General features: G+C 69.7%; 22 protein-coding genes. 9 read left to right on the forward strand and 13 right to left on the reverse strand.

Going from position 1 to position 23,607, the window contains the following annotated elements:
• Positions 1–623: 623 nt before the first annotated feature.
• From ACFZAM_RS12480 to ACFZAM_RS12505, 6 genes are all read right to left on the reverse strand, one after another.
• Positions 624–1,232: a bifunctional DNA primase/polymerase gene (locus ACFZAM_RS12480; protein WP_391045219.1), complete on the reverse strand. Its 609-nt coding sequence runs from the start codon at positions 1,230–1,232 to the stop codon at positions 624–626.
• 772 nt (positions 1,233–2,004) lie between these two features.
• On the reverse strand, positions 2,005–2,136 hold the full coding sequence (locus ACFZAM_RS12485) for a hypothetical protein (RefSeq protein WP_391045222.1): 132 nt from the start codon (positions 2,134–2,136) through the stop codon (positions 2,005–2,007).
• A 251-nt stretch (positions 2,137–2,387) separates the two neighbouring features.
• On the reverse strand, positions 2,388–2,732 hold the full coding sequence (locus ACFZAM_RS12490) for a hypothetical protein (RefSeq protein ID WP_391045224.1): 345 nt from the start codon (positions 2,730–2,732) through the stop codon (positions 2,388–2,390).
• Position 2,733: 1 nt separating this feature from the next.
• Positions 2,734–3,465 (reverse strand): hypothetical protein, encoded by a 732-nt coding sequence (locus ACFZAM_RS12495; protein ID WP_391045226.1) that lies wholly within the window; start codon positions 3,463–3,465, stop codon positions 2,734–2,736.
• A gap of 1,259 nt (positions 3,466–4,724) precedes the next feature.
• Entirely contained in the window at positions 4,725–5,261 is a 537-nt protein-coding gene (locus tag ACFZAM_RS12500; protein WP_391045228.1) for a hypothetical protein, read from the reverse strand.
• A gap of 398 nt (positions 5,262–5,659) precedes the next feature.
• On the reverse strand, positions 5,660–7,279 hold the full coding sequence (locus ACFZAM_RS12505) for a recombinase family protein (protein WP_391045231.1): 1,620 nt from the start codon (positions 7,277–7,279) through the stop codon (positions 5,660–5,662).
• 119 nt (positions 7,280–7,398) lie between these two features.
• Between ACFZAM_RS12505 and ACFZAM_RS12510 the strand changes: the two genes are divergently transcribed.
• Positions 7,399–7,635, forward strand: a complete 237-nt coding sequence (locus ACFZAM_RS12510; protein ID WP_355341295.1) for a hypothetical protein — start codon at positions 7,399–7,401, stop codon at positions 7,633–7,635.
• A gap of 33 nt (positions 7,636–7,668) precedes the next feature.
• Here the strand turns inward: ACFZAM_RS12510 and ACFZAM_RS12515 are convergent, their stop codons facing one another.
• Positions 7,669–8,199 carry a YbaK/EbsC family protein gene (locus ACFZAM_RS12515; RefSeq protein ID WP_355341298.1) on the reverse strand — a complete coding sequence of 177 codons (531 nt, stop codon included), beginning with the start codon at positions 8,197–8,199 and terminating at the stop codon, positions 7,669–7,671.
• A gap of 64 nt (positions 8,200–8,263) precedes the next feature.
• Positions 8,264–9,016, reverse strand: coding sequence for an acyltransferase (locus tag ACFZAM_RS12520; protein WP_355341301.1), 753 nt, complete (start codon positions 9,014–9,016; stop codon positions 8,264–8,266).
• A 143-nt stretch (positions 9,017–9,159) separates the two neighbouring features.
• Between ACFZAM_RS12520 and ACFZAM_RS12525 the strand changes: the two genes are divergently transcribed.
• Positions 9,160–9,672, forward strand: a complete 513-nt coding sequence (locus ACFZAM_RS12525) for a gamma carbonic anhydrase family protein (protein WP_355341366.1) — start codon at positions 9,160–9,162, stop codon at positions 9,670–9,672.
• Positions 9,673–9,736: 64 nt separating this feature from the next.
• Here the strand turns inward: ACFZAM_RS12525 and ACFZAM_RS12530 are convergent, their stop codons facing one another.
• A complete protein-coding gene (locus tag ACFZAM_RS12530; protein ID WP_355341304.1) occupies positions 9,737–10,399 on the reverse strand; it encodes a DedA family protein in 663 nt (220 codons plus the stop codon).
• Positions 10,400–10,562: 163 nt separating this feature from the next.
• Positions 10,563–11,015, reverse strand: coding sequence for a DUF4442 domain-containing protein (locus ACFZAM_RS12535; RefSeq protein WP_355341307.1), 453 nt, complete (start codon positions 11,013–11,015; stop codon positions 10,563–10,565).
• 72 nt (positions 11,016–11,087) lie between these two features.
• Here ACFZAM_RS12535 and ACFZAM_RS12540 point away from each other — a divergent pair, with 72 nt between their 5' ends.
• Positions 11,088–12,344, forward strand: coding sequence for a hypothetical protein (locus ACFZAM_RS12540; RefSeq protein WP_391045235.1), 1,257 nt, complete (start codon positions 11,088–11,090; stop codon positions 12,342–12,344).
• 111 nt (positions 12,345–12,455) lie between these two features.
• Positions 12,456–13,856, forward strand: a complete 1,401-nt coding sequence (locus tag ACFZAM_RS12545; protein WP_391045237.1) for an MFS transporter — start codon at positions 12,456–12,458, stop codon at positions 13,854–13,856.
• Here ACFZAM_RS12545 and ACFZAM_RS12550 read toward each other — a convergent pair.
• Both ACFZAM_RS12550 and tuf read right to left on the reverse strand, forming a co-directional pair.
• The gene (locus tag ACFZAM_RS12550; RefSeq protein ID WP_391045642.1) at positions 13,796–14,596 is read right to left on the reverse strand and encodes a fused MFS/spermidine synthase; all 801 of its coding nucleotides are present in this window, start codon (positions 14,594–14,596) and stop codon (positions 13,796–13,798) included. The two genes, ACFZAM_RS12545 and ACFZAM_RS12550, sit on opposite strands and share 61 nt — an antisense overlap.
• Before the next feature lie 390 nt (positions 14,597–14,986).
• Entirely contained in the window at positions 14,987–16,174 is a 1,188-nt protein-coding gene (gene tuf, locus ACFZAM_RS12555; protein ID WP_391045240.1) for an elongation factor Tu, read from the reverse strand.
• Positions 16,175–16,688: 514 nt separating this feature from the next.
• On the opposite strand from tuf, the gene ACFZAM_RS12560 reads away from it, so the two are divergent.
• Both ACFZAM_RS12560 and ACFZAM_RS12565 read left to right on the forward strand, forming a co-directional pair.
• The gene (locus tag ACFZAM_RS12560; protein WP_391045242.1) at positions 16,689–17,924 is read left to right on the forward strand and encodes an MFS transporter; all 1,236 of its coding nucleotides are present in this window, start codon (positions 16,689–16,691) and stop codon (positions 17,922–17,924) included.
• A 166-nt stretch (positions 17,925–18,090) separates the two neighbouring features.
• Entirely contained in the window at positions 18,091–18,894 is an 804-nt protein-coding gene (locus tag ACFZAM_RS12565) for a VTT domain-containing protein (protein WP_391045243.1), read from the forward strand.
• Here ACFZAM_RS12565 and ACFZAM_RS12570 read toward each other — a convergent pair.
• A complete protein-coding gene (locus ACFZAM_RS12570) occupies positions 18,851–19,462 on the reverse strand; it encodes a flavin reductase family protein (RefSeq protein ID WP_355350251.1) in 612 nt (203 codons plus the stop codon). The genes ACFZAM_RS12565 and ACFZAM_RS12570 overlap by 44 nt on opposite strands.
• 840 nt (positions 19,463–20,302) lie before the next feature.
• Between ACFZAM_RS12570 and ACFZAM_RS12575 the strand changes: the two genes are divergently transcribed.
• From ACFZAM_RS12575 to mdlC, 3 genes are read left to right on the forward strand one after another with little or no spacing between them, the layout of a single operon-like run.
• Positions 20,303–21,346 (forward strand): UbiA family prenyltransferase, encoded by a 1,044-nt coding sequence (locus tag ACFZAM_RS12575; protein ID WP_391045246.1) that lies wholly within the window; start codon positions 20,303–20,305, stop codon positions 21,344–21,346.
• Between the two features lie 9 nt (positions 21,347–21,355).
• Positions 21,356–22,045 (forward strand): hypothetical protein, encoded by a 690-nt coding sequence (locus tag ACFZAM_RS12580; protein ID WP_391045248.1) that lies wholly within the window; start codon positions 21,356–21,358, stop codon positions 22,043–22,045.
• Complete coding sequence (gene mdlC, locus ACFZAM_RS12585) at positions 22,036–23,589, forward strand: benzoylformate decarboxylase (protein ID WP_391045250.1); 1,554 nt, start codon at positions 22,036–22,038, stop codon at positions 23,587–23,589. The genes ACFZAM_RS12580 and mdlC overlap by 10 nt, the downstream gene beginning before the upstream one ends.
• Positions 23,590–23,607: the final 18 nt, after the last annotated feature.

The raw sequence follows: 23,607 nt of genomic DNA on the forward strand, positions 1-23,607 counted from the left end.
TGCTTTGCCGCCAGCTCTACGGCTTCACTCCATGGCGCCTTAGCGACTTCGAGCGCGATGGCGCTCCACGCCCTACACTCCAGAGAACAGAAAGGGTCGTCCTCCCAACCGAATTCGTCGGAGAGGCCGGCCCATGCGGGCCGTTGGCAGCCAGGACGGCCGCACAGTTTTGGTTCGGTATCGAGTTGCATCGGCCCCTCCGGGGGCATAGGGAAACCCCGTCGGCCGGCGGCACGACGGGGCGTAGGAAGTCTGTGAAGGGGTCCGCTAGCCGACTAGCGGACTTCAGGGAAGTGCGGGAGGGTACAGGCCACTGACCGGCTCAAAGGCCGCCTGGCGAGCGTCCAGCGCGCGGGACAGACGCAGCAACTCAGCCACCTCTTCCGCCGGCCCGGCTGCCGCCACAGCACGCTTGGCGCGTCGCTCCCAGAGTTGGCAGGCTTGGCTACAGTGCGGATGCCAACCGCCTCTGCTGATTCGGCGCTGGCAGACGAACGAGCACCCATTACGGCGGCAGATGCGCGGCTCAGGATTCATGAGGTGTTCCCTCCGAAACAAGGAATGGCAAAAGCCCCGCGTGACCTGTCGTCACACGGGGCTGTGAAGTGAGTTGTGAGCTGGCGCTACGTCAATGCAGTGATGACCGCGGAGAGATCCGCAAGAACGGACGGGCAGGAGCCGTGTCGGCGGCCCGTCATTGCGATGTACCGGCCCGTGCCGTAGATCTCCACGGCCGTACCGTCCAGGCGTCGGATGCGTCGTCCCTGCCGGACGTTCGCGCGGCCCCAGATGTGCAGTCCGTCCCCGCTCGGGGACACCTCTACGTAGGTGGCGCCCGCCGAGCGGAGGATGGACGACGCCCACAGCTCCAGGGAGCCGTCAGGGCGGATGCAGTGGTCCAGGTCGAGACAGACCACGTCGTCGACGTCGGACAGGACGAAGCCGAGTCCGACGCCAGCGGAGGACGCTACGGCCTCCGCGTGAGTGCTCCACGTCCGCGGGTCGGTCGAAGACGCTGCCATGCCGGCCGTCGTCAATGGGACCTTCGTCGCGCTCCGACGAATCCACCTGTCGCGGTCCGTCAGTTCAATGGGGAGCTGTGTGCTCGTCCCCCTCCGCTCCCGGAATGCGCGTGAGCGGCATCGGGTGTCGCAGTAGCGAGCGTGCTGACGGGCCATCAGGGGGAGCGGACCGGCGCAGTGCTCGCACGTGCGGAGGAGGGTCGATGTCATGGGTACATCCTACCGGCCGCGAACGCTTTTAGCGCCCTGACCTGCGGAGAAAGTTTGGGTGAGTTCGGCGAGACGTTGTGTGCCCGGCTGCCGATCCGGGGGTCAAATCACCCCGGCGATAGCACCGACGCCCCTCCTCCGGGCGCCTGTGGACGCCTAGGCGGCATCCCCCAGACCCGTACAGACAGCGAGGCCCAGCACCTTAACGATGCGGAGGGTCGGCGTCCGGGGGTCACCCCCTGGGGTTCCGGGGTGGTAGCGTTGGCGCGTGAACTTCGGCGAGATGTAATGCCGGGGGCGCGACCTAGCGCGTTTAACCTAGGACGCTTCCCCTGGTGGGACGCGGAGAACGTCCCCCTGGAGGGGCTAAGGACTGGGCGATTCCGCGTACTGCGGGATGCCACTCTGCCCGCTGATGAACCGTGGCCTATGGTCAGACTCTTAGCGTAGATGCGAACGACCGCAACACACCGTCACATGACGGCGCACGAGAGCGGGCCTCGTGCGTGGCAGGCAGCCGCTTGCTGTTGCAGGTCGCTGCCTTCTCGCAACGTCCTCCCCGCAAGCGGCTTTCACCGTCGTGGAGGACGCAGTGTTGGGCCCGCTCGCTTCGTTTCTCGCCTCGTCACCGAGGCTGTTGGCACTGGCCATCGTCATAGCGACGGCTGCCGTCTGTGCCCTCGTGGTCTACACCTTGAGGGGCACAACCCCTGAGCAGCGCGCGGAGATCATCCGTGCGTGGCGTAGGCAGTGACGAGGCGTCAGCGACCGATCATGCCGGAAGCGCAGCTTCGACCGACGCAATGGCGTACTCGTCGAACGGGCAAAGCAAGCCATCGGCCCTGAGCGTCAGACCAGCATTGCCGGGGTTTCCGACGTAGGTCTGATGCAGAATGCCCGTCATAGTTCGTCCGTCGACGCAATGGACGACTACGGCTGTGATGAGAAGGCTCTGAGCGGCGCTCAGCGCAGCACGACTGATCATGTGGTCTTCCGTTCAGCAGCCGAGCGGCTGCGTGTAGTAGGCGAAGCGCCGGCGGTACAAGCGGCCATGATGGGGGCTGCAAAAGCGCCGATAGCGGCCCGGACCGCGCTTCTGTACAACGGTCTTCCCGCAGTGCTCACAGGGGCTCTCAGCGGGCTTGGGGCCGGTCATCAGCCGAACATCTCGCTACGCGGCATGTAGCGCGCGACGCGCACACCGTCCTCGTCGACGCCGTGCTTCGCGCGGTAGAGCGCCGCGCCTCGCTCGATGCCCATGTGTCCCGACGCGTTCACGTCGGAGCCGGAACCGGTCGCGGGACGCGCGGGAGCCGGCGGAGCGCCGAACTCCGCCTTCAGTGCGTCGGCGTCTGCCGTCATCTCCGCCTCGTCAGCGCCGCGGAGGCGTGCCGACTGTTCAGGCGTCAGGCCCTTCGTCAAGCCGACACGGAGGCGTGCCAGCTCCTGGCGGGCGGTGTCGCGCTCAGCGGCGACGGCAGCGATCTCTTCTGGGGTCATGTCAGTTGTTCCTCATGGTCAGTTGAAGGTCGGGGGTCCGCTCAGCGGCGTGGTGTACGACCGCCGGGGGCGCCTGGATCGGGACGACGCGCGGACTCATGTCGCGGACGGGCCCGTCAGGGACACCGATGTCGGGCATCCTGCGCTCCATCAACAGGTCAGCCTCCGACGTCGGGACCCACGCACGCCCGGACTCAGCGAGCCAGATCAGGTACTCGACACCGCGCGGCTTCCGTCGCAGTAGAGCGGGGACGATGTGAGCAGGTGCGGGGTCGGCACGAAGGCCGGTCACTTCGTCGTGCCCGTTCCGGTACGCGTCCGCAAGGCCCGGTGTCGGCGTCGTGAGGTCGATGGGAGCCATGACCGAGCGCTGCGCCTGACGGATGTTCTCCAGCCGTCCCACGAGCCGTGTCAGCGTCGCGTAGTCCTCCACAGCCGTTCCGCCGGCCGTGATGGCGGCGTCGCCGTCGGTGATGCGACCGGAGCGGGCGACGATGGTCCGCACCTCGTCCATGAGCGCCGTCAGACTGCCTCCCAGGGCCTCCAGGGCGTCCTCTCGGTAGACCTCACGGACGCTCTCCACGTTGGTCTGTGCAGCCTTTTCAGCGGCCAGTACGGCGGCTGTCTCCGCGTGTGGGGCAAGAGCGTCGGTGTAGGCGGCTACCGCCTTCTTACCGACGTCCTTCGGCCAGGGGGAGCCGGTCGTCACAGCCATGACGGCATCGGAGATCACGGCCTGACGAGCCGCGTCGGGGTCCGGAGCCGGCGGAAGCCGTCGCTTCACGTCGCGTACTGTCTCCAGCGCCTTGTCAGCGGTGACGCGGGCGGGGATGGTGGCCCATGCCGCATCCAGTTCGGGGTTAGTGCTCATGGGTTCCTCTCGGGAAACACAAAAGGCCCACCTCGTCGGAGGCAGGCCCAGGGGTCTGTGTGGCTCTGCACGGCCGCTAGGCGGCCTGCCATTGCGGGGACGACGCGAACGCCTTTGCCCGCCGCTGACGGGCCTCACGCTGGCGCTGAAGGACGCTGGGCGCATGAGCGGCGTAGTGGTTACGAATGGCTCGGTTGGTGCAGGTCTTGCAGCGCGTCTTGAGGCCATCGCGACATGCGGCGTCCTTATGGAAGTTCTGCAAGTTTCGGGGCAGCACGCGGCGACACACGCGGCATGCGTAGAGGACCGTGGACACAGAGCCTCCGCCTCCTATCTCTCCATCTGGTGTGGGCGCACAAAAAAGGCCGCCATGCGGCGGCCTACGGTGACGGGACGCCCGTCCAGGCGGAGCGAGCGCAGCTCATCAAGCTCAACGCCCGGACGGGGAGGCGGCTCGGCCTAGAGGAAGGAGAGGCGAGCCGCCCAGGGGACCACACCGCGCCGAATAGAGGTCGTCACGGGGTCTCCCAGCTTCAGAAGAGATGGAGCGCCCGCCACTCGCGACGCTCCATCTCTCCTTCTGTCTTAGTTATGGGGTCCATGTGTGGGTCGCACACATGGAGGAGCGAGCCGTCAAGCCGCTGACCTGCGCAAGCGGGAATCCGATCCTGCAACGGTGATTCTTTTGTTACCACATCGTGATCTCGATGATTCGCGGCGCGGACGCTGAGTGATCGCACGGCATTGGCCGACGCGGTCACTACACGTCGGCTACCGTCCTCCGCCCCGGCGCCAGCGTCTTCGACGGCCGCGTGTCAAAGTGTCAAACTTTACCCCTGTTCCCAAAACCTTCTAACACGCGTTAAGGGTTTAGAAAGTAGGGGGTCAGTTTGACATTTTGACACCACGATCGGTCGCTGCATCTACGCAGAGTAGTAATGATCTCGATATCGCTACGCTCTGCACTCGACGACGAGGACGAGAAGTGGAGGTCGACGGTCCGCTTCCTCTCTCGACGCCTAGGACGAGTCAAACTCGCATGATCATCCGTCTCCGAGCGGAGACGCCGAAGGGCCCGCATCCACGGAGGAGGCGAGCCCTTTCGGTCACTCCGAGTGACGTCAGGCGGTAGAGACGGCGGGCTGACGAGTCACAGTACGGAGCCTGATCCCCTCAGCGCGGGCTCCGTCGATGCAGGGGCGGCACACAGGCATGAAAGTCTGCTCTCTGTCCTCCACGATGATCATGTTTTCATCGAAGGGGTCGGCACCGCAGTGCACGCAGCCGACTGCCGTTCCGACGCACGACGCGCACCACACGGTGCCGTCGTCTCCGTACACGGTCCGGACGGTCTGCATCTGCCCGCACACGCACTCCGCGCCCGCCGACGGGTCCTGACGCTCGTACGTCGGCACTTGCAGCCCCAGAGCCTCCGCCATGAGCACGACGGGCGTGAGGTCGGTCAGGCGCCGGCTAGCCAGCACCTCGAAGGGGACGTGCACCTCAGCGAAGTCGGTGACGGAGTATTCGGAGTGGGTCGCGTAGGTCGTCGACACGCCCAGCTCCGTAGCGACAGTCCAGGCGTACGCACGGAGGGCGTTGATCTCCGAGACGGTCTCGATGGGGGCGACGACGAGAATGGGAAGCTGTGCGAACATGGCGTGCCTCCGCCGTGAGGTTGAAGCGCCCCGCCATCCGCCAAGATCCGGGGCGCTTCGTCGTTAGGTGTGGCTACACCTTAAGCATGGGTGTAGCCACACCGCAAGCCCTCTCCGGGTTTTGGTGTAGCTACACCACGTGTACTCTCATGCGCATGCCTAACCAACCAAAGACGCCGGTCAGTCGATTCCGTATCGATGCTGAGCTGTGGGAGGCATTCGGCCAGGCGGTGCCTGATGACACCGACCGGTCCGAAGTCCTCAGGCGCTTCGTCGCGCACTATTGCCGGCGTCCCGGAGCCAAATTGCCTGCTCGGCCCCCAGTAGGCCCATGGTCGGCACCCAGCAATGACTAGCCCAGCTCGATAGTGATCGCGCGGGCGCTCTGCGCATTGCCGTCATTCGTTGTCCGCAGGGTCACCGACCCAACGCACCTTCAGTCGATCCAGCAGAGGACGTCGATCACCCTGCCCGGTGGACGGGAGGAGGGTCAGCTCCTCAACCGCGCACCGCAACAGCATCCGCTTGTCCACCAGTTCAGCCGCCTGCCACGCTTCCGCAAGTAGCACGCCATCAAGTAGCGGTGTGAGGTCGGCCTGACGTTGGAGAACAGCCATCTCGGTTCGGAGCGCTTCGATCTGAGCCGCCAGGGCGGAGGAGAGCTGTGCGTGTCTGTCGGCCTTCATCCGGCCATGGACGTAATAGGCGTCGTCAAGCTCCTCCGCACGGCGCTCAGCGTCCCCCAGCGCCGCATTGACGTGTCGGTGACGTACCTGTTGCTCCGGGTCCTGATAGGTCAACCAGCGTCGTGCGATCTCGTGGAGCACCGGGTCATCAGGCTCAAGTGCCGACACGTGCGTTACCCACATCTCCCCGACTGCAAAGTCAGCCCTCGCGGCGGCTGTCCGCGCTCCGAGGCAGGCAGCCGGGCCGCCCTCCAGCCGCGTTCGGCATCGGTAGGAGTCGCCTCCTGAAACCATGCCGATGCGGCAGCCGGGACACCGCATGATCCCCGTCAGTAGTTTCCCAGCTTGCTTTGCACCGTGTGCACCTTTGATGCCGCGGAAGGTGCGGGAAGCGAACTGCGCCTTTATGGCGTACCACTCGGTCAGGGACACGACGCCGGTCCCACACGTCACGGGCTGACCCTTGTCGTCCAGGAGGAGATCAGCCTTCCAACCGCCCCACTTGTCGATGGGGTTTCCGAACTCGTCGGTATGCCGCTCGCGGTAGGGAACCAGGCCGGCCCAGAGCGGAGACTGTGCCATGCGTGCGATGGCATTGGCTGACCAGTGACGGCCGTTACGTGTAGTTGCCCCCTCTGCGTTCATCCGATGTGCGACCGTCGTACCGGCCAGCCCTTTGAGGAGAAGATCAGCGATCTTCCGTGCTGTTGGATACTCTTCGGGGTTTGGGCCGATCTGCCCGTCACCGACGCTCATCACTCCGTACGGACGCTGGCCACCCGGAGCGCGCCCGATGATCCGATGCGAATCGAGGCCGATCTGAACGCGCAGCGAAATGTCTTTGGCTTCGTCGCTAGCTCGCTCGGCAAGGATGGCGAACACCATTCGACCACCCTTGGAGCTGTCGAGCCCTTCCGACGTCGACACGAGCCGTGACTTTCGCCTGGCCAGCTCGTCTAGCAACGTTCCTACGGTGCCCATGCCGCGACGGTCCAGGCGGTCTGTCTTCCAGACGGCTAGCGTCTTCGAACGGCCTGCGAGAACGGCGGCCGTGGCGTTCTCGAACTCGTCACGCCTAACGTGCACCTTGCTTGCGCTCTTCTGCTCGAACCACACATGCCGGACCGACAGGCCCTCTCCGCGCCCCCACTGGACAATCTGACGGAGGTGTCCCTTCAGCGTCGTAAGGTCTTCACTCTTCTTCGAGCGCCTGATGTACGCGTCTAGCAGGCTCTCGGGATCCCCTGTCGCGGGAGACGACAGGTCAAGTTCCTCCAGTTCCTCCGGCGTGAACCCCAACGCTGCCAGCGCCGCACTGTCCTCACGTTCCACGGTGCTCCGATCTGTGGGAGTCGTTTCCGACCGCAGGTTGTGACGTGGGGAATTATCCTACCGCTGCCCGGCGATCGAGATCCCGCGCCTGCCCTGACCTGTGGGTTTACGGTGGGGGTATGGGACGCAAAGCTCCGCCGCCGCCGTTCGGACTCGACGAGCGGACGTATGCGCAGCTCTGGTACTACGCGCTGCCGGTGCTGGCTTTCGTCCTCGGTCTGGTCGTGCTCGTGGCGCTGATGGGTGTGCTGTCCGGGGCGTGGAAGATCTTCGCCGTGCTGGCCGGTGTGGCGGTCGGTACGGCCGTGGTGGCGGGCGGCAGGGCCCTGCACCGCAGGCTGGAGGACCGCTCGTGACCTGCGGCTCCGCGGCCCGGTGGCCCCGCGTCGTCAGATGCCGAGTCCTTCGAGGACGACCGCTCCGGGCAGCGCGGCCAGCGCCTTGCCCGACACGATGAGCTTGCCGCGGCGCGCGCCGCTGCCGATGACCAGGTGCGGCGCCTCCACGACGGCCGCGTCGACGAGCAGCGGCCAGTCGGCGGGCAGACCGACGGGGGTGATGCCGCCGTACTCCATGCCCGTCTCGCCCACGGCGGTGTCCATCGGCGCGAACGACGCCTTGCGCGAGCCCAGGTGGCGGCGGACCGCGCCGTTGACGTCGACGCGGGTGGTGGAGAGCACCAGGCACGCGGCGAGCGTGACGTCCTGGCCGCGCTTGCCCGCGACGACCACGCAGTTCGCCGAGGCGGTCAGCAGGTCGTCGCCGTAGGTCTCGACGAAGACGGCGGTGTCGGCCTTCTCCGGGTCCGTGTCGACGTAGAGCATGTCGGGTGTCACGGCGGCGGCGACCGGCGGCGGGAGCAGGTCGCGGCGCTCGGTGGCGGGGTGGGCTTCGTCGAAGTTGCCGATCGGTGCGCGCATACCGGCAACGTAACAAATGCCCGCACGGCCGCGGAGATTCAGGGCGAGCGCCGGGGCCGGGCGCTCAGGGCCGGTCCTCCAGATCGGCCAGCGCCAGCAGTTGCTCGGGGGTGACGCCCTCGGGGACCGGCAGCGGCGGCGGGGTGCGCAGGGGCGGCTGCCAGCCGGTGTCCGGGTCCCAGCGCCGTACGATCCGGGCCGGCGCTCCGGCGACCACCGCGAAGTCGGGCACCTCGCCGCGGACCACGGCGCCCGCCGCCACGACCACATTGCGGCCGAGCCGCGCGCCGGGCAGGATCACGCACCCCGAGCCGAGCCAGCTCCCGCTGCCGATCTCGACCGGCGCGGTGCGCGGCCACTGCTTGCCGACGGGCTGGGTCGTGTCGTCGTACGAGTGGTTGTCGCTGGTGACGTAGACGTACGGGCCGCAGTAGACGTCGTTGCCGAAAACCACCGGTACGGACGCGACGACGTGGCTGCCGCGGCCGAGGACGACGCCGTTGCCGAGGCGCAGGACGGGGTCGGGCCCGAGGTCGAGGCCCGGCATCATCCCGGCGGTGAGGGTGACCTGCTCGCCGATGACGCAGTGGTCGCCGAGGTGGATCCACGGCTCGCCGAAGACGGTGCCCTGCGGGAAGGCGAGCCGGGTGCCCTCGCCGATCCGGCCGAAGCGCAGCGGTCCCGGGCGCGCGGCGGTGACCGCGCCCGCGTTCTGCACCCAGCGCCAGCCGCGGTGCACCATCCGCGATCCGACGCGGCGACGCCAGGCCGTGGCGGCGGCGGTCGCGGAGGAGAACACGTTCTCGTTCTTCGGCACGGGCCCACCGTATACGGTGCCGGGTGGAGACCACAGGACCGACGACGAGGGCGGTGGGCATGACGGACCCGGCGGTTACGCGGAGCGCGGGCGCGGCAGGCGCGGAGGGCGGGAGCACGGCGGGCGGCGGCGTCCCCGTACCGCTGATCGCGGACATTCTGGGCCGCGCACCGGAGATCGACCCGACCGCGTTCACCGCTCCCGGCTCGGTGGTGCTCGGGGACGTCACGCTGGGCGCGGGCGCGAGCGTCTGGTACCACGCGGTGCTGCGCGGCGACTGCGAGTCGATCACGGTCGGCGCGGGCTCCAACATCCAGGACAACTGCACGGTGCACGCCGACCCCGGCTTCCCCGCCGTCGTCGGCGAGGGCGTCACGGTCGGTCACAACGCCGTCCTGCACGGCTGTGTGATCGAGGACGACGTCCTGGTCGGGATGGGCGCCACGGTGCTCAACGGCGCGCATATCGGCACCGGTTCGCTGATCGCGGCGGCGGCGCTGGTCCCGCAGGGGATGCGGGTGCCGCCGGGATCGCTGGTTGCGGGCGTGCCCGCGAAGGTGCGCAGGGAGCTGACCGAGGAGGAGAAGGCGACGGTACGGCTGAACGCCGAGCATTACGTGGCGCTGGCCGACGCGCACCGGGAGTCGCTGGGCTAACGGCGGACGCGCGGACGGCGGGCCCGGAGGTCCGGGGCCCGCCGTCCGCGCAGTGTCGTATGGCCTACTCGCCCTGCGCCACCGCGACACCGGGTGCCGCCGGTGCCTCCTGCTGCTCGAACTCCGCCTGCGCCTTGGCGGCGCGCCGCCTCACGAAGAGGAACGAGGCGATGCCGAAGAGCACGGCCGCGGCGAGTCCGAAGTAGCCGAACCTCTTCAGCCAGGGTTCGGCGACCACACCCACGTAATAGATGACCGCGGTGGTGCCGCCCGCCCAGACGATGCCGCCGAGCAGGTTCGCGATCAGGAACTTCCAGTACGGCATCTTGAGGACACCGGCCAGCGGCCCGGCGAAGATCCGCAGCAGGGCCACGAAGCGGCCGAAGAAGACCGCCCACATGCCCCAGCGCTGGAACGAGCGTTCCGCGGTGGCCACATGGCCGGGTGAGAAGTGTTTGGGGAATCTGCGGCCGAGCCGGTCGAGCAGCGGTTGGCCGCCGCGGTGCCCGATCGAGTAGCCGATGGAGTCGCCGCCGACCGCGCCGATGATGGCGGCGGTGCCGACCAACCAGGGGTTGACGTGCCCTTGCGAGGACAGCAGCGCGGCGCTCATCAGGACGATCTCGCCGGGCAGCGGGATGCCCAGGCTCTCGACGCCGACGACCAGACCGACCATCAGATAGACGAGGATCGGCGGGATGCCGTCGAGCCACTCCTGGACGTGCACAGCGGGGTTCCTCCCCTGGACAACGGTGGGTTGCGCGCACGCGGCGCACACCGCCGAAGCCTAACGGACCGATCGCCGCGAAAGTCCGGTCAAGAGCGAGTCAAACAAGCCGATCGGCGGGCCGTCCGGGGCGGCGCTCCGCGACCGGCGTGAAGTGCCCGGTTCACCGGTTCGGCCGGAGCGTCCACACCACCGTCATGTGCGCGGTCTCGGCGCCGTCCTCCCTGCTGATGGAGATCTCGACGGGGAACTCGGGGCGCTCCCCCGCGTCCAGCTCGGCGACCACGTCGGCGGCGGGCCGCCCCAGTTCGGCGGTGGCCGTCACCGGGCCCATCGCCAGCTTGCTGTAGGCGATCTCGGCGCGGACGGCGAGCGGCACGGCCCGGCCGAGCTGGTCGCCGAAGGCGGCGAGCACGATCGCGCCGCTCGCGGACTCGGCGAGGGTGAACATCGCGCCCGCGTGCGGACCGCCGACGTGGTTGTGGAAGTCGGGCTGGTCGGGCAGCAGCACGACGGCGCGCTCCGCCGTGGTCTCGATGTACTCGAGGTTGAGGGTGCGGGCCATCGGCACGGTGGCCGCCATCATGTCGCCAATGGAAGGCAAGGTCTCGGACATGGCGCGATGTTACCAGCCAGTAGCGGTATCCGGCGTGGAACCGTCGGGCCCACTCCCCTAGTGTTTCCAGCCATGTGGCCAGGAGAACAGCACAACGGGGGAGAGCAGAACCCGCAGGGCGCCCCCCCGCCGAATCCGCCGGGGCCGTACGGCCGGCCGACGCCTTACGACACGCCCTCGCCGTACGCTCAGCCGGGCTACCAGCAGCAACCGAACCAGCCCGCCCAGTCCGGTCCGCCGAACTTCCAGAAGCCGCCGGAGCATCCGCCGGCCCCGCCCTACGGCCAGCCGCCCTCGGGACCTGGCCAGGCCGCGCCGCCGAACCAGTCCGCGGCGCCCACCCAGCCGTACGGGCAGCCCGGTTACGGCACCCCGTCCCCGTACAGCCAGCCCGGCTACGGGCAGCAGCCGCCCGGCGGCTACCCGACTCCGCAGAACTGGGGGCCGCCCGTGCCCGGCGGTCCCGGCGGCCCTGGTGGCCAGCCGCCGCAGCGCGACCGCAAGGGGCTGACGGTCGGCATCGCGATCACCGCCGCTGTCGCGGTGATCGCCGCGGTCGTCGTCGGCGCGGTCTACCTCACCGGTGACGACAAGAAGAAGACGGACGCGAAGGACGGGAGTCCGACCGCGTCGGCGCCGCAGTCGCCCACGGGCACGCCGTCCACCACCGCGCCCACCTCCACCGCCACGGGCGGCAACGCCGACACGGGCGACTCGCCGCGCGGCGACCCGGCGGCGCTCGACGTCAAGCCGGTCATTCCGGGCTGGAAGGTCGTCATCCGCAGCGAGCGCAATGTCGCCTTCGACGTACCGCCGGACTGGTCGGTCGACAGCGAGGGCATGACGATCGGCTTCGAGGACAAGAACGGCGACCCGGCCGTCGCGATGAGCGCGCCCGCGTACTACAAGAAGGACTGGTGCAAGAACGGCAACAGCAGCGCCGACCGCGCCGCCGTGGGCACCAAGGGCGCCAACGGGGCGAAGAGCGTGCGCAACGCCGCCGAGGTGCAGGCCGTGTCGTGGGCGTACTGGGCCTATCAGGACAACGGCAAGGGCACCTTCTCCAAGGTGCAGAACAGCAAGGCGTTCCACAACGCGCACGGCATCTCGGGCTGGCAGGCGTCGGCCACCGCCGCCAACATCCCGAAGAGCAGCAAGTGCTCGGCGGACGGCGCCGCGTACACCGTCGCCTGGAGCGACCCGACGCAGACGGACGCCGCCAAGAAGCTCGTGGTGTGGGTGCTCTACGCCGACCGCGGGGTGCCCGACCAGCTCTCGGATTCGGTGATCGACAAGATCAAGAGCACGATCCGGCCGCTGAAGAAGTAGCAAGGAGCGGCGGGGAGCGAGCGAGGAGCGGCGGGCGGCGGGTGCCCGCCGCTCCCGGACCGGCCGGAATCCGTTTGCGAGAGGAAACGGACTGCGGGCATAGTCCCCCGGGTGACCTCGAACGACACGGCCCGCAGCGGCGGCCCCTCCGACGCCCGCCCGCCCGGCCCGCGTTCTCGGGACCCCAGGAGCCGCCTCCCGTCCTGGGCCGGGCGCAATTTCCAACTGCTGGTCACCGCCTCGTTCATCACCAACCTCGGCAACTCCGGCGCGCTCATCGCCGCCGCCTACGCCGTCATCGAGTCCGGCGGCAGCGCCACCGGCGTCGGTCTGGTGGCCGCCGCCAGGACCCTGGCCATGGTGGTCTTCCTGCTGATCGGCGGCGCGGTCGCGGACCGTATCCCGCGTCAGCGGGTGATGGTGACGGCCAACCTCGTCAACGCGCTCTCGCAGGCCGCCTTCGCGGTGCTCGTCCTGGCCGGGCACGCCGCGCTGTGGCAGATGGCGCTGCTGACCGCGGTCGGCGGCGGCGCGCACGCCTTCTTCTCCCCCGCCTCCGAGGGCATGGTGCTCTCCACGGTCGAGTCCGCGCACGCGGGCAAGGCCTTCGCCGTCTTCCGGATGTCGATGAACGGCGCGACCATCGGCGGCGCGGCCGTCGGCGGCGCGCTCGTCGCCGCGTTCGGGCCCGGCTGGGTGCTGGCGATCGACGCGCTGGGTTTCGCCGCCGCTGCCGCCATGCGCTCCCGGCTGCACGTCGCCGCGGGCGACCGCCCGGCGCGGGCGTCCGGCATCGTCGGCGATCTGCGCGAGGGCTGGCGGGAGTTCGTCTCCCGCTCCTGGCTGTGGGGCATCGTCGTGCAATTCGCCGTGGTCAACGCCGTGGTCGGCGCGGCCGAGGCGGTGTACGGGCCGCTGGTCGCCCGCGACCATCTCGGCGGCGCGGGACCCTGGGGCCTGGCCATGGCCGCCTTCGGTGTCGGCACGGTCGGCGGCGGCCTGCTGATGATGCGCTGGAAACCGCGCCGCATGCTGCTCGCGGGCACCCTCGGCGTCTTCCCACTGGCCCTGCCGAGCGCCACGCTCGCCCTCGCCTCCCCGCTGTGGATCCTGGCGCTCGCCATGTTCATCACCGGCGTGGCCATCGAGGTCTTCGCGGTCGGCTGGATGCTCGCGTTGCACCAGGAGATCGCCGAGGACAAGATGTCACGCGTGTCGGCGTACGACTGGTTCGGCTCGGTGGCCGTGACACCGATCGCCCTGGCCCTCGCCGGCCCCGCCGCCAGCCTCTTCGGCCGTACGCAGGCGCTGTGGGGCTGCTCCGCGGTGGTCGTCCTGCTGACGGGCGCCGTGCTGACGCTGCCGGACGTACGACGGCTGGAACGGCGTACGGGCGGCAGGCACGGGGTGGTGGCGGGCAGCAGCGTGGCGCACGCGGACGCCGTTCCCGCTCAGCCGACGGTGAAGGCGCCGTCCGGCGGGGTCGGCGAGGGCGCGGCCGACGTGTCGTAGACCGGGCGGGCGCGGCCGGTGAAACGGTCGAGCGCGGCGCCGTGCACCACGCGGGCGGGGAAGGCGTCGGCGGCGCACAGCCGGGCGAGCGCGTCCACCGGGAGCGGCGCGGCGCTGGCCACGAGCACCGCGTTGCCGAAGCGACGGCCGCGCAGCACGCCCGGCTCGGCGAGCAGGCAGATCTCGGCGGGGGCGGGGAACACGGCGCGGACCGTGGCCAGTTGGGACCGCAGGAAGGCGAAGGGGGCCGCGTCGGCGACGTTCGCGACGTAGACGCCGCCGGGGCGCAGGACGCGGCGCGCGGCGCGTACGAACTCCACCGACGTCAGGTGCGCGGGTACGCGCGCGCCGCCGAAGACGTCCGCCACGACCGCGTCCGCGCTCGCCTCGGCCGCCGTGGCCAGCCACGCGCGCGCGTCCGCCGTGTGCACCGTCACCGACGCGGGGTCGGCCAGCGGCAGATGCTCGGCGACCAGCGCGGCCAGCCGCCGGTCGGCCTCGACGACGTCCTGCCGCGAACCCGGCCGCGCCCACGTCAGCCACCGCGGCACCGTCATCCCGCCGCCCCCGAGATGCACGGCCGCCACCGGCTCCCCCGGCGCGCTCCCGGCCTCCAGCGCGTACGCGATCCGCCGCACGTACTCGAACTCCAGGCACTCCGGATCGTCCAGGTCCACATACGACTGCGGTGCCCCGTCCACCGTCAACAGCCAGCCCCGTGGCCGGTCCACGTCCGGCATCAGCCGGGCTTCCCCGAAGTCCACGGGGCGGATCACGGGGACCGCTTCGGGGGCGGGGGCCTCGTCCGGGGCGGGGGCCTCTTCTGGGGCGGTTGGCGGGTCCTCCGGGGTGTGGCTCACGGGGTCATTGTCCCAGGCGGGCGGTTTCCGTACGGGGGTGCGGGTGTCCGTGCGGGCCGATGGCCGCCGTCGTGGGATCGGGGCTCCCGAGCGGGCGGGGGTCGGGCGTGATCCGTACCGGCGCGTGCGCGGGGCCCCGCGCACGGCCCGGCCCCGCCGTCCCCCGGTTGTTCGGGGGTCGACGGGGCCGGGTTCTGTCGCGGCCGGGCCGCGATGGCCCGAGCCCTCTTGCGGCCGGGCCCTGTTGGGCGCGGTCGCCGGGTGGGCGGCTCAGCCCACGGCGGTGACCGTGCCCGCGCCGACCGTGCGCCCGCCCTCGCGGATCGCGAAGCCGAGACCCGGCTCCAGCGGGAGCGGACGGCCCAGCTCGACGCTGATGTCGGCGGTGTCGCCGGGCAGCGCCATGCCGCCCGGCCCGCCGAAGTCGACGTCGCCGACCACGTCCGCGGTGCGGATGTAGAACTGCGGCCGGTAGCCGGTGGAGACCGGCGTGTGCCGGCCGCCCTCGGCCGCGGGCACCATGAAGACCGTCGCCGTGAACCGCGTGTGGGTGGCCACGCTGTCCGGCGCCGCGACGATGTCGCCGCGCCGCACCTGGGCGCGCTGCACACCGCGCAGCAGCAGCGCCACGTTGTCACCCGCCTGCGCGGACTCCATCGGCTTGCCGAAGGTCTCCAGACCGGTCACCACACTCACCAACGGCCCGTCGCCGTGCCCCTCGCCGTACACCTCGACGCGGTCGCCCGGCCGTACGGTCCCTCGCTCGACCGCGCCCGTCACGACGGTGCCGCGCCCGGTGATGGTGAGCACGTTCTCCACCGACAGCAGGAACGGCGCCTCGGTGTAGCGCACCGGGACCGGCACGTGCGTGTCGACCGCGTCGAGCAGCGCCTCGATCGCGGCGGTCCACCGCGGGTCGCCGTCGAGCGCGCGCAGTCCGGAGACGCGCACGACGGGCAGCGTGTCGCCCGGGTACCCGTGGGCGGTGAGCAGTTCGCGCACCTCCAGCTCGACCAGGTCGGCCAGCTCCGGGTCCCCCGCGTCCGCCTTGTTCAGCGCGACGACGATGTGCCGGACACCGACCTGCTTGGCGAGCAGGACGTGCTCCGCGGTCTGCGGCATCACGCCGTCGAGCGCGGAGACGACCAGGATCGCGCCGTCGAGCTGCGCGGCGCCGGTGATCATGTTCTTCACGTAGTCGGCGTGCCCCGGCATGTCCACGTGCGCGTAGTGCCGGGTGTCGGTCTCGTACTCGACGTGCGCGATGGTGATGGTGATCCCGCGGGCCGCCTCCTCCGGGGCCCGGTCGATCCGGTCGAACGGCACGAAGGTGCCGGTCCCGCGGTCGGCCAGGACCTTGGTGATGGCGGCGGTGAGGGTGGTCTTGCCGTGGTCGACGTGACCCATGGTGCCGATGTTGAGGTGGGGCTTGGTGCGCACGTAGCTCTGCTTGGACATGACGGACGTCGTCTCTTCTCTTCCTCTGACGGAGTTGTCTGACGCGGCCGGACCCCATGAGCCGGACCGACCCTCCCCCTGCGGGGTCCGCCGGATGACTGTCCGGGGAGGGTCAGCGTCGTGCGCCGTCGAAGAAGGTGTCCCGTGCGCTCCGGGCAGCCTTCGTCGGCGCGACCGCTGCTGCGGTGGCGTCTGCGAGGAAGGTGAGCCGGAACATGCGGTGATCATCCCTGCCGGGTCGGTGGTACGTCCAAAGGTTTTCCGTCGCCTTCCGGGGAGGCGTGGCGTGATGGTCGACACGACTTCACCCGGTGGTGACGTATGCGAAGCAACCGCGTGCGAGAATTTGTTCCGCGAAGGAACTTAGAAGGTGGCGGGCACCGCCGCGAGCCCGAGCGCGGCACTCATGATGTCCGCCCGCACGAACCCGGCTTGCACGAACCCTCCCCGTACGAACCCGGCGCCCACGGGCCCCGAACCCCGAAGCCCGAACACTTCAGAAGGATGCTGCTCCATGCCCCTGGCCATACTCGCTCTGGCGGTGAGCGCCTTCGGCATCGGCACGACCGAATTCGTGATGATGGGCCTGCTGCCCAACGTCGCTGACGACCTGGGCACATCGGTGCCCACCGCGGGCTATCTCGTCTCCGCCTACGCCCTCGGCGTCGTGCTCGGCGCGCCCCTGCTCACCGCGCTCGGCTCCCGCGTCCCGCGCAAGCGGATGCTCCTGCTGCTGATGGCGCTCTTCACGCTCGGCAACGCGGCCTCCGCCGTGGCCCCCGACTACAGCACCCTGCTCGTGGGCCGCTTCCTGGCGGGCCTGCCGCACGGTGCCTTCTTCGGTGTCGGCGCCGTCGTCGCGGCCCGGATGGTGAGCGAGGACCGCAGGGCGCGGGCGGTGGCCGCGATGTTCCTCGGCCTGACGATCGCCAACATCGTCGGCGTGCCGGCCGCGACCGCGCTCGGCCAGAGTCTCGGCTGGCGCGCGACCTTCCTCGTGGTGTCCGTGATCGGCCTGATCGCGCTGGGCTCGCTCGCGCTGCTGATCCCGCGTCTGCCCACCGACGAACACGTGGGAGTGGCCCAGGAGTTCCGCGCCCTGCGCGAGCCGCAGGTGCTGCTCGGCCTGCTCACCGCCGTGTTCGGCTTCGCCGGGATCTTCGCCGTCTACAGCTATCTCGCGTCGATGATGACCGAGGTCACCGGCTACGCCGACTCCTCCGTCACGTGGCTGCTCGCCCTCTTCGGCGTCGGCATGACGCTGGGCACGCTCGCCGCGGGCCCCCTCACCGACCGGGCCCTGCGGCCGACGCTGTACTTCTCGCTCGGCGCCCTGGCCGTCGTCCTCTTCGGCTTCCACTACGCGGCCGAGTCCAAGGTCGCCGCCCCGATCGGGGTGGTCGTGCTCGGCGCCGTCGGCTTCCTCACCACCACGCCGATCCAGATGCTGGTCATGAACAAGGCCCGCCAGGCCCCGACCCTGGCCTCCGCCTCCAACCACTCCGCGTTCAACCTCGCCAACGCCGGCGGCGCCTGGCTCGGCGGCGTCGCCATCTCGGTCGGCTGGGGCTGGACCTCCCCCGCCCTGGTCGGCGCGGTCCTCGCCGCCGCCGGACTCGGCATCGCCGTGACCGCCGGCGTCCTCGACCGCCGCACGCCCCACGCCGCCTCCCCTGTCGTCACCGGCAGCGGCCCGCAGCTTCAGAAGGCGGAGGGCGACGGGGAGTTGACGGTGGCGGACACGGTGTGACGCGGGGGCCGCGCGGTCCGACGATCTTCCGCCGGACTCCGCCCTCGGCCCGTACGACGTGCGCCACGCACCCGTCCCCGGCCGTAGACGTGTCGCGGCGCCCCGCCCCCGCCGTGGGGCACATCGACAGGCGCCATCTGCCGCCCGTCTCGATTACGCTGCCTGAATGCTCGACCGCTTCCCGCGAGTCCCGGTCTCCGCTCCGTACGGGGCGGCCGTCCGTCTTTCGCGCGTGCTGCTCTCCCCGTGGGCGCGGTTCGCGCTGCTGATCCTGCTGTTGGCGGGCGCGGGCGCCGCCGTACTGGCGTGGCAGCCGCAGCATCTGCTGACGCACGGCCTGCCGCGTACATCGGGCACGATGGCGGTCGTCCTCTTCGCGCTCGCGTACGGCGTGTGCACCGTCGCGTTCGTCCCGCGACCGCTGCTCAACGCCGCCGCCGGGGCCCTGTACGGCATCCACGCCGGGCTGCCCGCCGCCATAGCAGGGACGGTGCTGGGCGCGGGTCTCGCGTTTCTGCTCGGGCGGCTGCTCGGCCGTGACGCCGTACGGCCCTTCCTGCGCGGGCGGATCGCGCTCTCGCTCGACCGGCAGCTCAGCAGGCACGGCTTCCGCAGCACACTCGCGCTGCGGCTCTTCCCCGGTGTGCCCTTCGCCGCCGCCAACTACGCGGCGGCCGTCTCCCGTATCCGGCTGCTGCCCTTCCTCACCGCCACGGCGGCGGGCAGCGCGGCGAACACCGCCGCCTACGTGGTCGCGGGCAGCCGCGCCGCCTCCCCGACCTCGCCGGTCTTCCTGCTGGCCCTCGGTTTCCTGGGCGTCACGGGTGTGGCGGCGGCCATGGTGGCCCGCCGCACCCGCTCGGCGCGCGCGGCCGACCCGGATTCCGCCGAGCCCTCGGACTCCTCCGAGACGGTCGCCGGAGCGGTCACATCCCCGGACCGGACCAGTCCGCCAGCGGAATCCGCTTGATCTCCAGGATCTCGCCGAGCGTCCCCCACTCGTCCTTGCCCAGCCGTGACAGCGGGCGCAGTTTCCGTACGTCCGGGTGCCCGTCGTCCATCACCGCCTCCGAGACGGCCGCGTGCACGACGCGCCCGAACACCACCGTCGAGTCCCCCAGCCGGACAGTGCTGTGCAGCTCGCACTCCAGCGCCACCGGCGAGGCCGCCACCCGCGGCGGCTTCACCCTCAGGCTCGGCTCCCGCGCGATCCCCACCGCGTCGAACTCACTCGTCCCCCGCGGGAAGTCCGTCGCCGTCGCGTTGATCTGCTCGAACAGATGCTCCGGCGCCAGGCTCACCACGAACTGCCCGGTCTCCTCGATGTTCCGCACCGAGTCCTTCCGCCCCACCGACGTGAACTGCACCACCGGCGGACTCACGCACGCCACCGTGAAGAAGCTGTGCGGGGCCAGATTGTCCGTGCCCGCCGCCGACGTCGTCGACACCCAGGCGATCGGCCGGGGTACAACGACCGAGGTCAGAAGCTTGTAGAAGACGTTCCGTTCAACCTGGCCGGGATCAATGTCGATGCGCATGGTCCTCAGTATCCATGCGCCCCCCACCGATCCCCACGCCGGATCGCGGCTTCTTCTCAGACGGGAGATGCAAGCCAGCATTCCAGTAGCCCGGCCCTGAGCGTCAAGGCCCGGCCTGATGGTGCCCTCTACCGAACAGATCGCCGACCCCGATCACCCGAATCTGCGACCGGTCTCCGACCGCAACGGTTTTCGCGCCGTTGCGCGCGACCTCGGCCAGGGGCTCACCATCGCGACCTGTCCACGACGAAGAGGACCAACACCGGCCAGACTTGCGCCGGGTGCCTGCAACACCTTGCCGACGTTGCAGACTTCCCGGCCGGGAGGCGAGCAGTCGCTCAACTGTCTCCCATCGCCGGATTCGAGTGACGTCCCCGTTGCACTCCTGCGCGAACCTTGTTGTTCCAGCCAGTCTGGGGAAGAGTCCCGACGTCAGAATGTTCATAATAAAATAGGTTCACTGAGGTGCGCTCGGTATTGATCCCAGACTGCGCCGAGGAAAATCGTGGCGATGACACTGGTCGATCATCTGGGAGGCGGGTTGACCTTTACTGGTTGCTTTCGCCGCCGCCTAAGCGGCTTTCAACACGCGACCAACTTTCAACAGGCGGGTCACAAAAAAAGCTGGTCGATTTCCTCGGCCCAGTGCCACCATCATCGTGTAAGGCTTCCCGGTGGACCGGCCGCCACTACTGAGAACAGAGAAGGCCGCAGGCTGGTGGCCGTGGGGTACCGGACGATTGCGAAAGGTCGTCTGTCGGCGTTCTCGGTTGCGCTGATCCGGGAATACCTCGCTGCCCGACAGCACGTCCGGTACTGCCACCCCGAGGGAGACACAACATGTCCCGCTCTGCCGTGACTTCTCAATGTTTTCGTATCGAGCCTGCCGTCCTGTTCGGCTACCGTCAGGTCTGCGTCGCGCACCTGCAAACGTGGCGGCTCTACACCATCTGGTATCCCGGACTGGTCGGGCTGTCCGGAGCCTGGTTAACCGGAGATGCCGCTCCTGCCCGCCTGGTGTGTGCCTGGCTGGGACCGACCGCCGCCTGGATCGCCGCTCATTACCTAGGCGATTTCCTCGACCGGGAACTGGACGCCCACGCCAAGCCAGGCCGCCCCATCCCATCCGGGCGCATCGCTGAGCAGGCCGCGCTCGCCAGCGCAGGACTGGGGCTATTGGCCTTCAGCGGCACCGCTGTGGTGCTGGGTGCGCGCGAACTCCTGCCCGCTGGTGCGATCGGTGCGGGGATTTTTCTGTACAGCGGCGCGTTGAAAGCGCGAGGGCTGGCCGGAAACCTGGTCCGCGGCTGCCTGACTGCGGCGGCATTCGTCTTTGGAGCGCTCGCCCCGCCAGGCCACCCGGACTGGCGGCTCGTCATCCCACTCGCTCTCGCATTCCTGTCTCATGACACCGCCTCGAACCTGGTTGGCACTCTGCGCGACATTGACGGCGATCGGTCCGGCGGCTATCGCACCTTTCCCGTGCGCTATGGCGCTGGGCCCGCTCTCACTGTGGCCGCAGCCAGCTACTCGGTGGCGCTCTCCATCGGGTGGGCAGTGGAACTTCTTGCCAGGCCCAGGCACCACCTGCTGTTCGGCAGTCTCGTAGCTGCCGCGACCGTCATGGGTGCGCTCGGATTTTGGCGCTTGCACCGCCACCGCGGAGCTCTGGACCAGGCGACTGCTCTGCGTGGCCATGAGGTGCTGGTACTGGAACGCCTGGTGCTCACTAGCGCCGTACTCGCCATCGGCATCGGCTGGTGGTGCCTGCCAGCGCTCGCGCTGCTGCTCACTCTGAGCGGGCTCACCCAGCAACGCATGCGCGCGGCCTACGAACAACCCCAGTCGGCTCGTCCGACGCAGGGACAGCACACCAGCCCGTAGGAGTGAACCGTGTTCGCAATCCTGGTCGTCGCCGCCGGAATCGGCTGGACCGCGACCTACGTCCAGATCATCCAGCACGGCGTCCGCGACCGCGTCTACGGCATGCCACTGGCAGCGCTGTGCGCGAACATCTCCTGGGAGTTCATCTTCGCGTTCGTCCACCCCTACCCGCACCTACTGCGCCCCGTCACCGTCGTCTGGTTCTGCGTCGACCTGATTCTGGTGTACCAGGCCCTCAAGTTCGGGCCTGCGCAGTTCCCCTCCCTGAAACGCGGAATCTTCTACGCGATGTTCGCCCTGACCATGGCGTCCACCTATCTGAGTGTTCTGCTGCTGAGCAGCGAACTCGGCGACCGTTGGGGGGCCTACGCCGCCTTCGGTCAGAACCTGGCCATGTCCGTACTGTTCCTGACCATGCTCCACCACCGCGGCACCCTGGCCGGCCAGTCCCTGGGAATCGCGGTCACCAAACTGCTCGGTACGGTCCCCGCCTCGCTGGCGTTCTCCCTCTACCGGCGCCCCTACAGCGACTCCTCGCTGATCCACTTCCTGTGTGCCGCGATCTTCGTGTTCGACCTGCTCTACGTTCTCGCCGTGCGCGATGCCGTCCACTCCCGCAGGGCAGCGGGCGCCGGCGTACCAACGGCCCGTGCCGGTGCCGAGGCGCTGCCCAGTCAGGAGGCCACCAGGTGGCTGTGATCCGCGACATCGTCCACCACATGCTCAGGGAATGGGGTATGACGACCATCTTCGGCAACCCCGGCTCCACCGAACTCGGATTCCTGCAGGACTTCCCCAGCGACCTCAACTACGTCCTGACCCTGCACGAAGCCGTCGCCGTCCATGCCGCCCACGGCCATGCCCTGGCCACAGGTCGGCCGGCACTGGTGAATCTCCACAGCGGCCCTGGCCTCGGCAACGCGATGGGTGCCATCCTCGCAGCCAAGGCTGGCCGAGCGCCCCTGGTCATCACCGCCGGCCAGCAGAGCCGACGCCTCGTCACCATGGAAGCGCTGCTCACCAACGCCGATGCCACCACGCTGCCCCGGCCGGCGGTCAAGTGGGCCTTCGAATCGCCTCGCCCGCAGGACGTCCCGACCGCCCTGGCCCGCGCCCGGCACCTGGCGATGCAGCCTCCCCAAGGGCCGGTGTTCTTGTCCCTGCCCGCGGACGACTGGGATGTCGAGGGCGAAGACCCGGCCCCGCTCACCGGCCGCCGTATCAGTGCGCGGTCCGTTCCCGCCCCGGGCACCCTCGCCGCCCTGACCGACCGCCTCGACCGGGCCAGACGACCCGTGCTCGTTCTGGGCTCCGGCCTGGACTCCGAGGCGGGGCGCGCCAGCGCCGTCCATCTTGCCGAACGCACCCGAACACCGGTGTGGACTGCGCCTTCCCAAGGGCGCAGTCCGTTCCCCGAAGACCACCCCCAGTATCAGGGCGTCCTCCGCCCCGCCGCGCCGCTCCTGTGCCAGGCACTCGCCGAACACGACCTGATCCTGGTCGTCGGAGCCCCGGTTTTCCGCCATTACCTGGACCTGCCCGGCCCCCTCATCCCCCCGGGCAGTGAACTGGTCCTGCTCACCGACGATCCAGACGAGGCCGCCCGCGCCCCGGTAGGTGACGCCGTACTGGCCGATCCGGCCCTCGCCCTCGCCGCCCTGGCCGATCTGGCCGCCCCGGGCGGCCACCGGCCCCTGGTCCCGAGACGCCCCGCCGCAGCTCCACCCACCGACCGGGCCGACCAGATCCTTGACTGCCTGGCCCACCTGTCCCCCGACACCGTCATCGTCAACGAGTCCCCCTCCACCCTGGACACCTTCTGGAACCGTGTCACCATCCGCCGCGCTGGCGGCTACTACACCAGCCCCGACGGCGGCCTCGGCTTCGGCCTCGCCGCAGCTGTCGGCATCCAACTCGCCGACCCCACCCGCCCGGTGGTCGCCGTGATCGGCGACGGATCGGCCCAGTACTCCATCACCGCCCTATGGACCGCCGCCGCTCTTCGGCTCCCGCTGACCGTCCTTGTCCTGCGCAACGATCGCTACGCCGTCCTGGACTGGTACGCCCAGCTCACCGGCCGAAAAATGGTCCCTGGACTGACCATTCCGGGCCTGGACCACCTGTCCTTGGCCCGTGGCTACGGAGCCACCGCGCATCAGGTCGTCGACCTCGCGGCCCTGCCCGCCCTACTGCACCATCCAGTGTCCGAAAAGCGTCCGAAGGTTCTCGTCGCCGACCTGTGACGACCCGGTCCTCCTCCA

This window comes from Streptomyces sp. NPDC008079, from assembly GCF_042957385.1.
Lineage (GTDB): Bacteria > Actinomycetota > Actinomycetes > Streptomycetales > Streptomycetaceae > Actinacidiphila.

Coding starts and splice junctions, on each gene's coding strand:
- ACFZAM_RS12480 (WP_391045219.1), bottom strand. CDS start 1,232: ATGACATCGACCCTCCTCCGCACGTGCGAGCACTGCGCCGGTCCGCTC.
- ACFZAM_RS12485 (WP_391045222.1), bottom strand. CDS start 2,136: ATGACGGGCATTCTGCATCAGACCTACGTCGGAAACCCCGGCAATGCT.
- ACFZAM_RS12490 (WP_391045224.1), bottom strand. CDS start 2,732: ATGACCCCAGAAGAGATCGCTGCCGTCGCCGCTGAGCGCGACACCGCC.
- ACFZAM_RS12500 (WP_391045228.1), bottom strand. CDS start 5,261: ATGTTCGCACAGCTTCCCATTCTCGTCGTCGCCCCCATCGAGACCGTC.
- ACFZAM_RS12510 (WP_355341295.1), top strand. CDS start 7,399: ATGGGACGCAAAGCTCCGCCGCCGCCGTTCGGACTCGACGAGCGGACG.
- ACFZAM_RS12515 (WP_355341298.1), bottom strand. CDS start 8,199: ATGCGCGCACCGATCGGCAACTTCGACGAAGCCCACCCCGCCACCGAG.
- ACFZAM_RS12535 (WP_355341307.1), bottom strand. CDS start 11,015: ATGTCCGAGACCTTGCCTTCCATTGGCGACATGATGGCGGCCACCGTG.
- ACFZAM_RS12540 (WP_391045235.1), top strand. CDS start 11,088: ATGTGGCCAGGAGAACAGCACAACGGGGGAGAGCAGAACCCGCAGGGC.
- ACFZAM_RS12550 (WP_391045642.1), bottom strand. CDS start 14,596: ATGCCGGACGTGGACCGGCCACGGGGCTGGCTGTTGACGGTGGACGGG.
- tuf (WP_391045240.1), bottom strand. CDS start 16,174: ATGTCCAAGCAGAGCTACGTGCGCACCAAGCCCCACCTCAACATCGGC.
- ACFZAM_RS12560 (WP_391045242.1), top strand. CDS start 16,689: ATGCCCCTGGCCATACTCGCTCTGGCGGTGAGCGCCTTCGGCATCGGC.
- ACFZAM_RS12565 (WP_391045243.1), top strand. CDS start 18,091: ATGCTCGACCGCTTCCCGCGAGTCCCGGTCTCCGCTCCGTACGGGGCG.
- ACFZAM_RS12570 (WP_355350251.1), bottom strand. CDS start 19,462: ATGCGCATCGACATTGATCCCGGCCAGGTTGAACGGAACGTCTTCTAC.
- ACFZAM_RS12575 (WP_391045246.1), top strand. CDS start 20,303: ATGTCCCGCTCTGCCGTGACTTCTCAATGTTTTCGTATCGAGCCTGCC.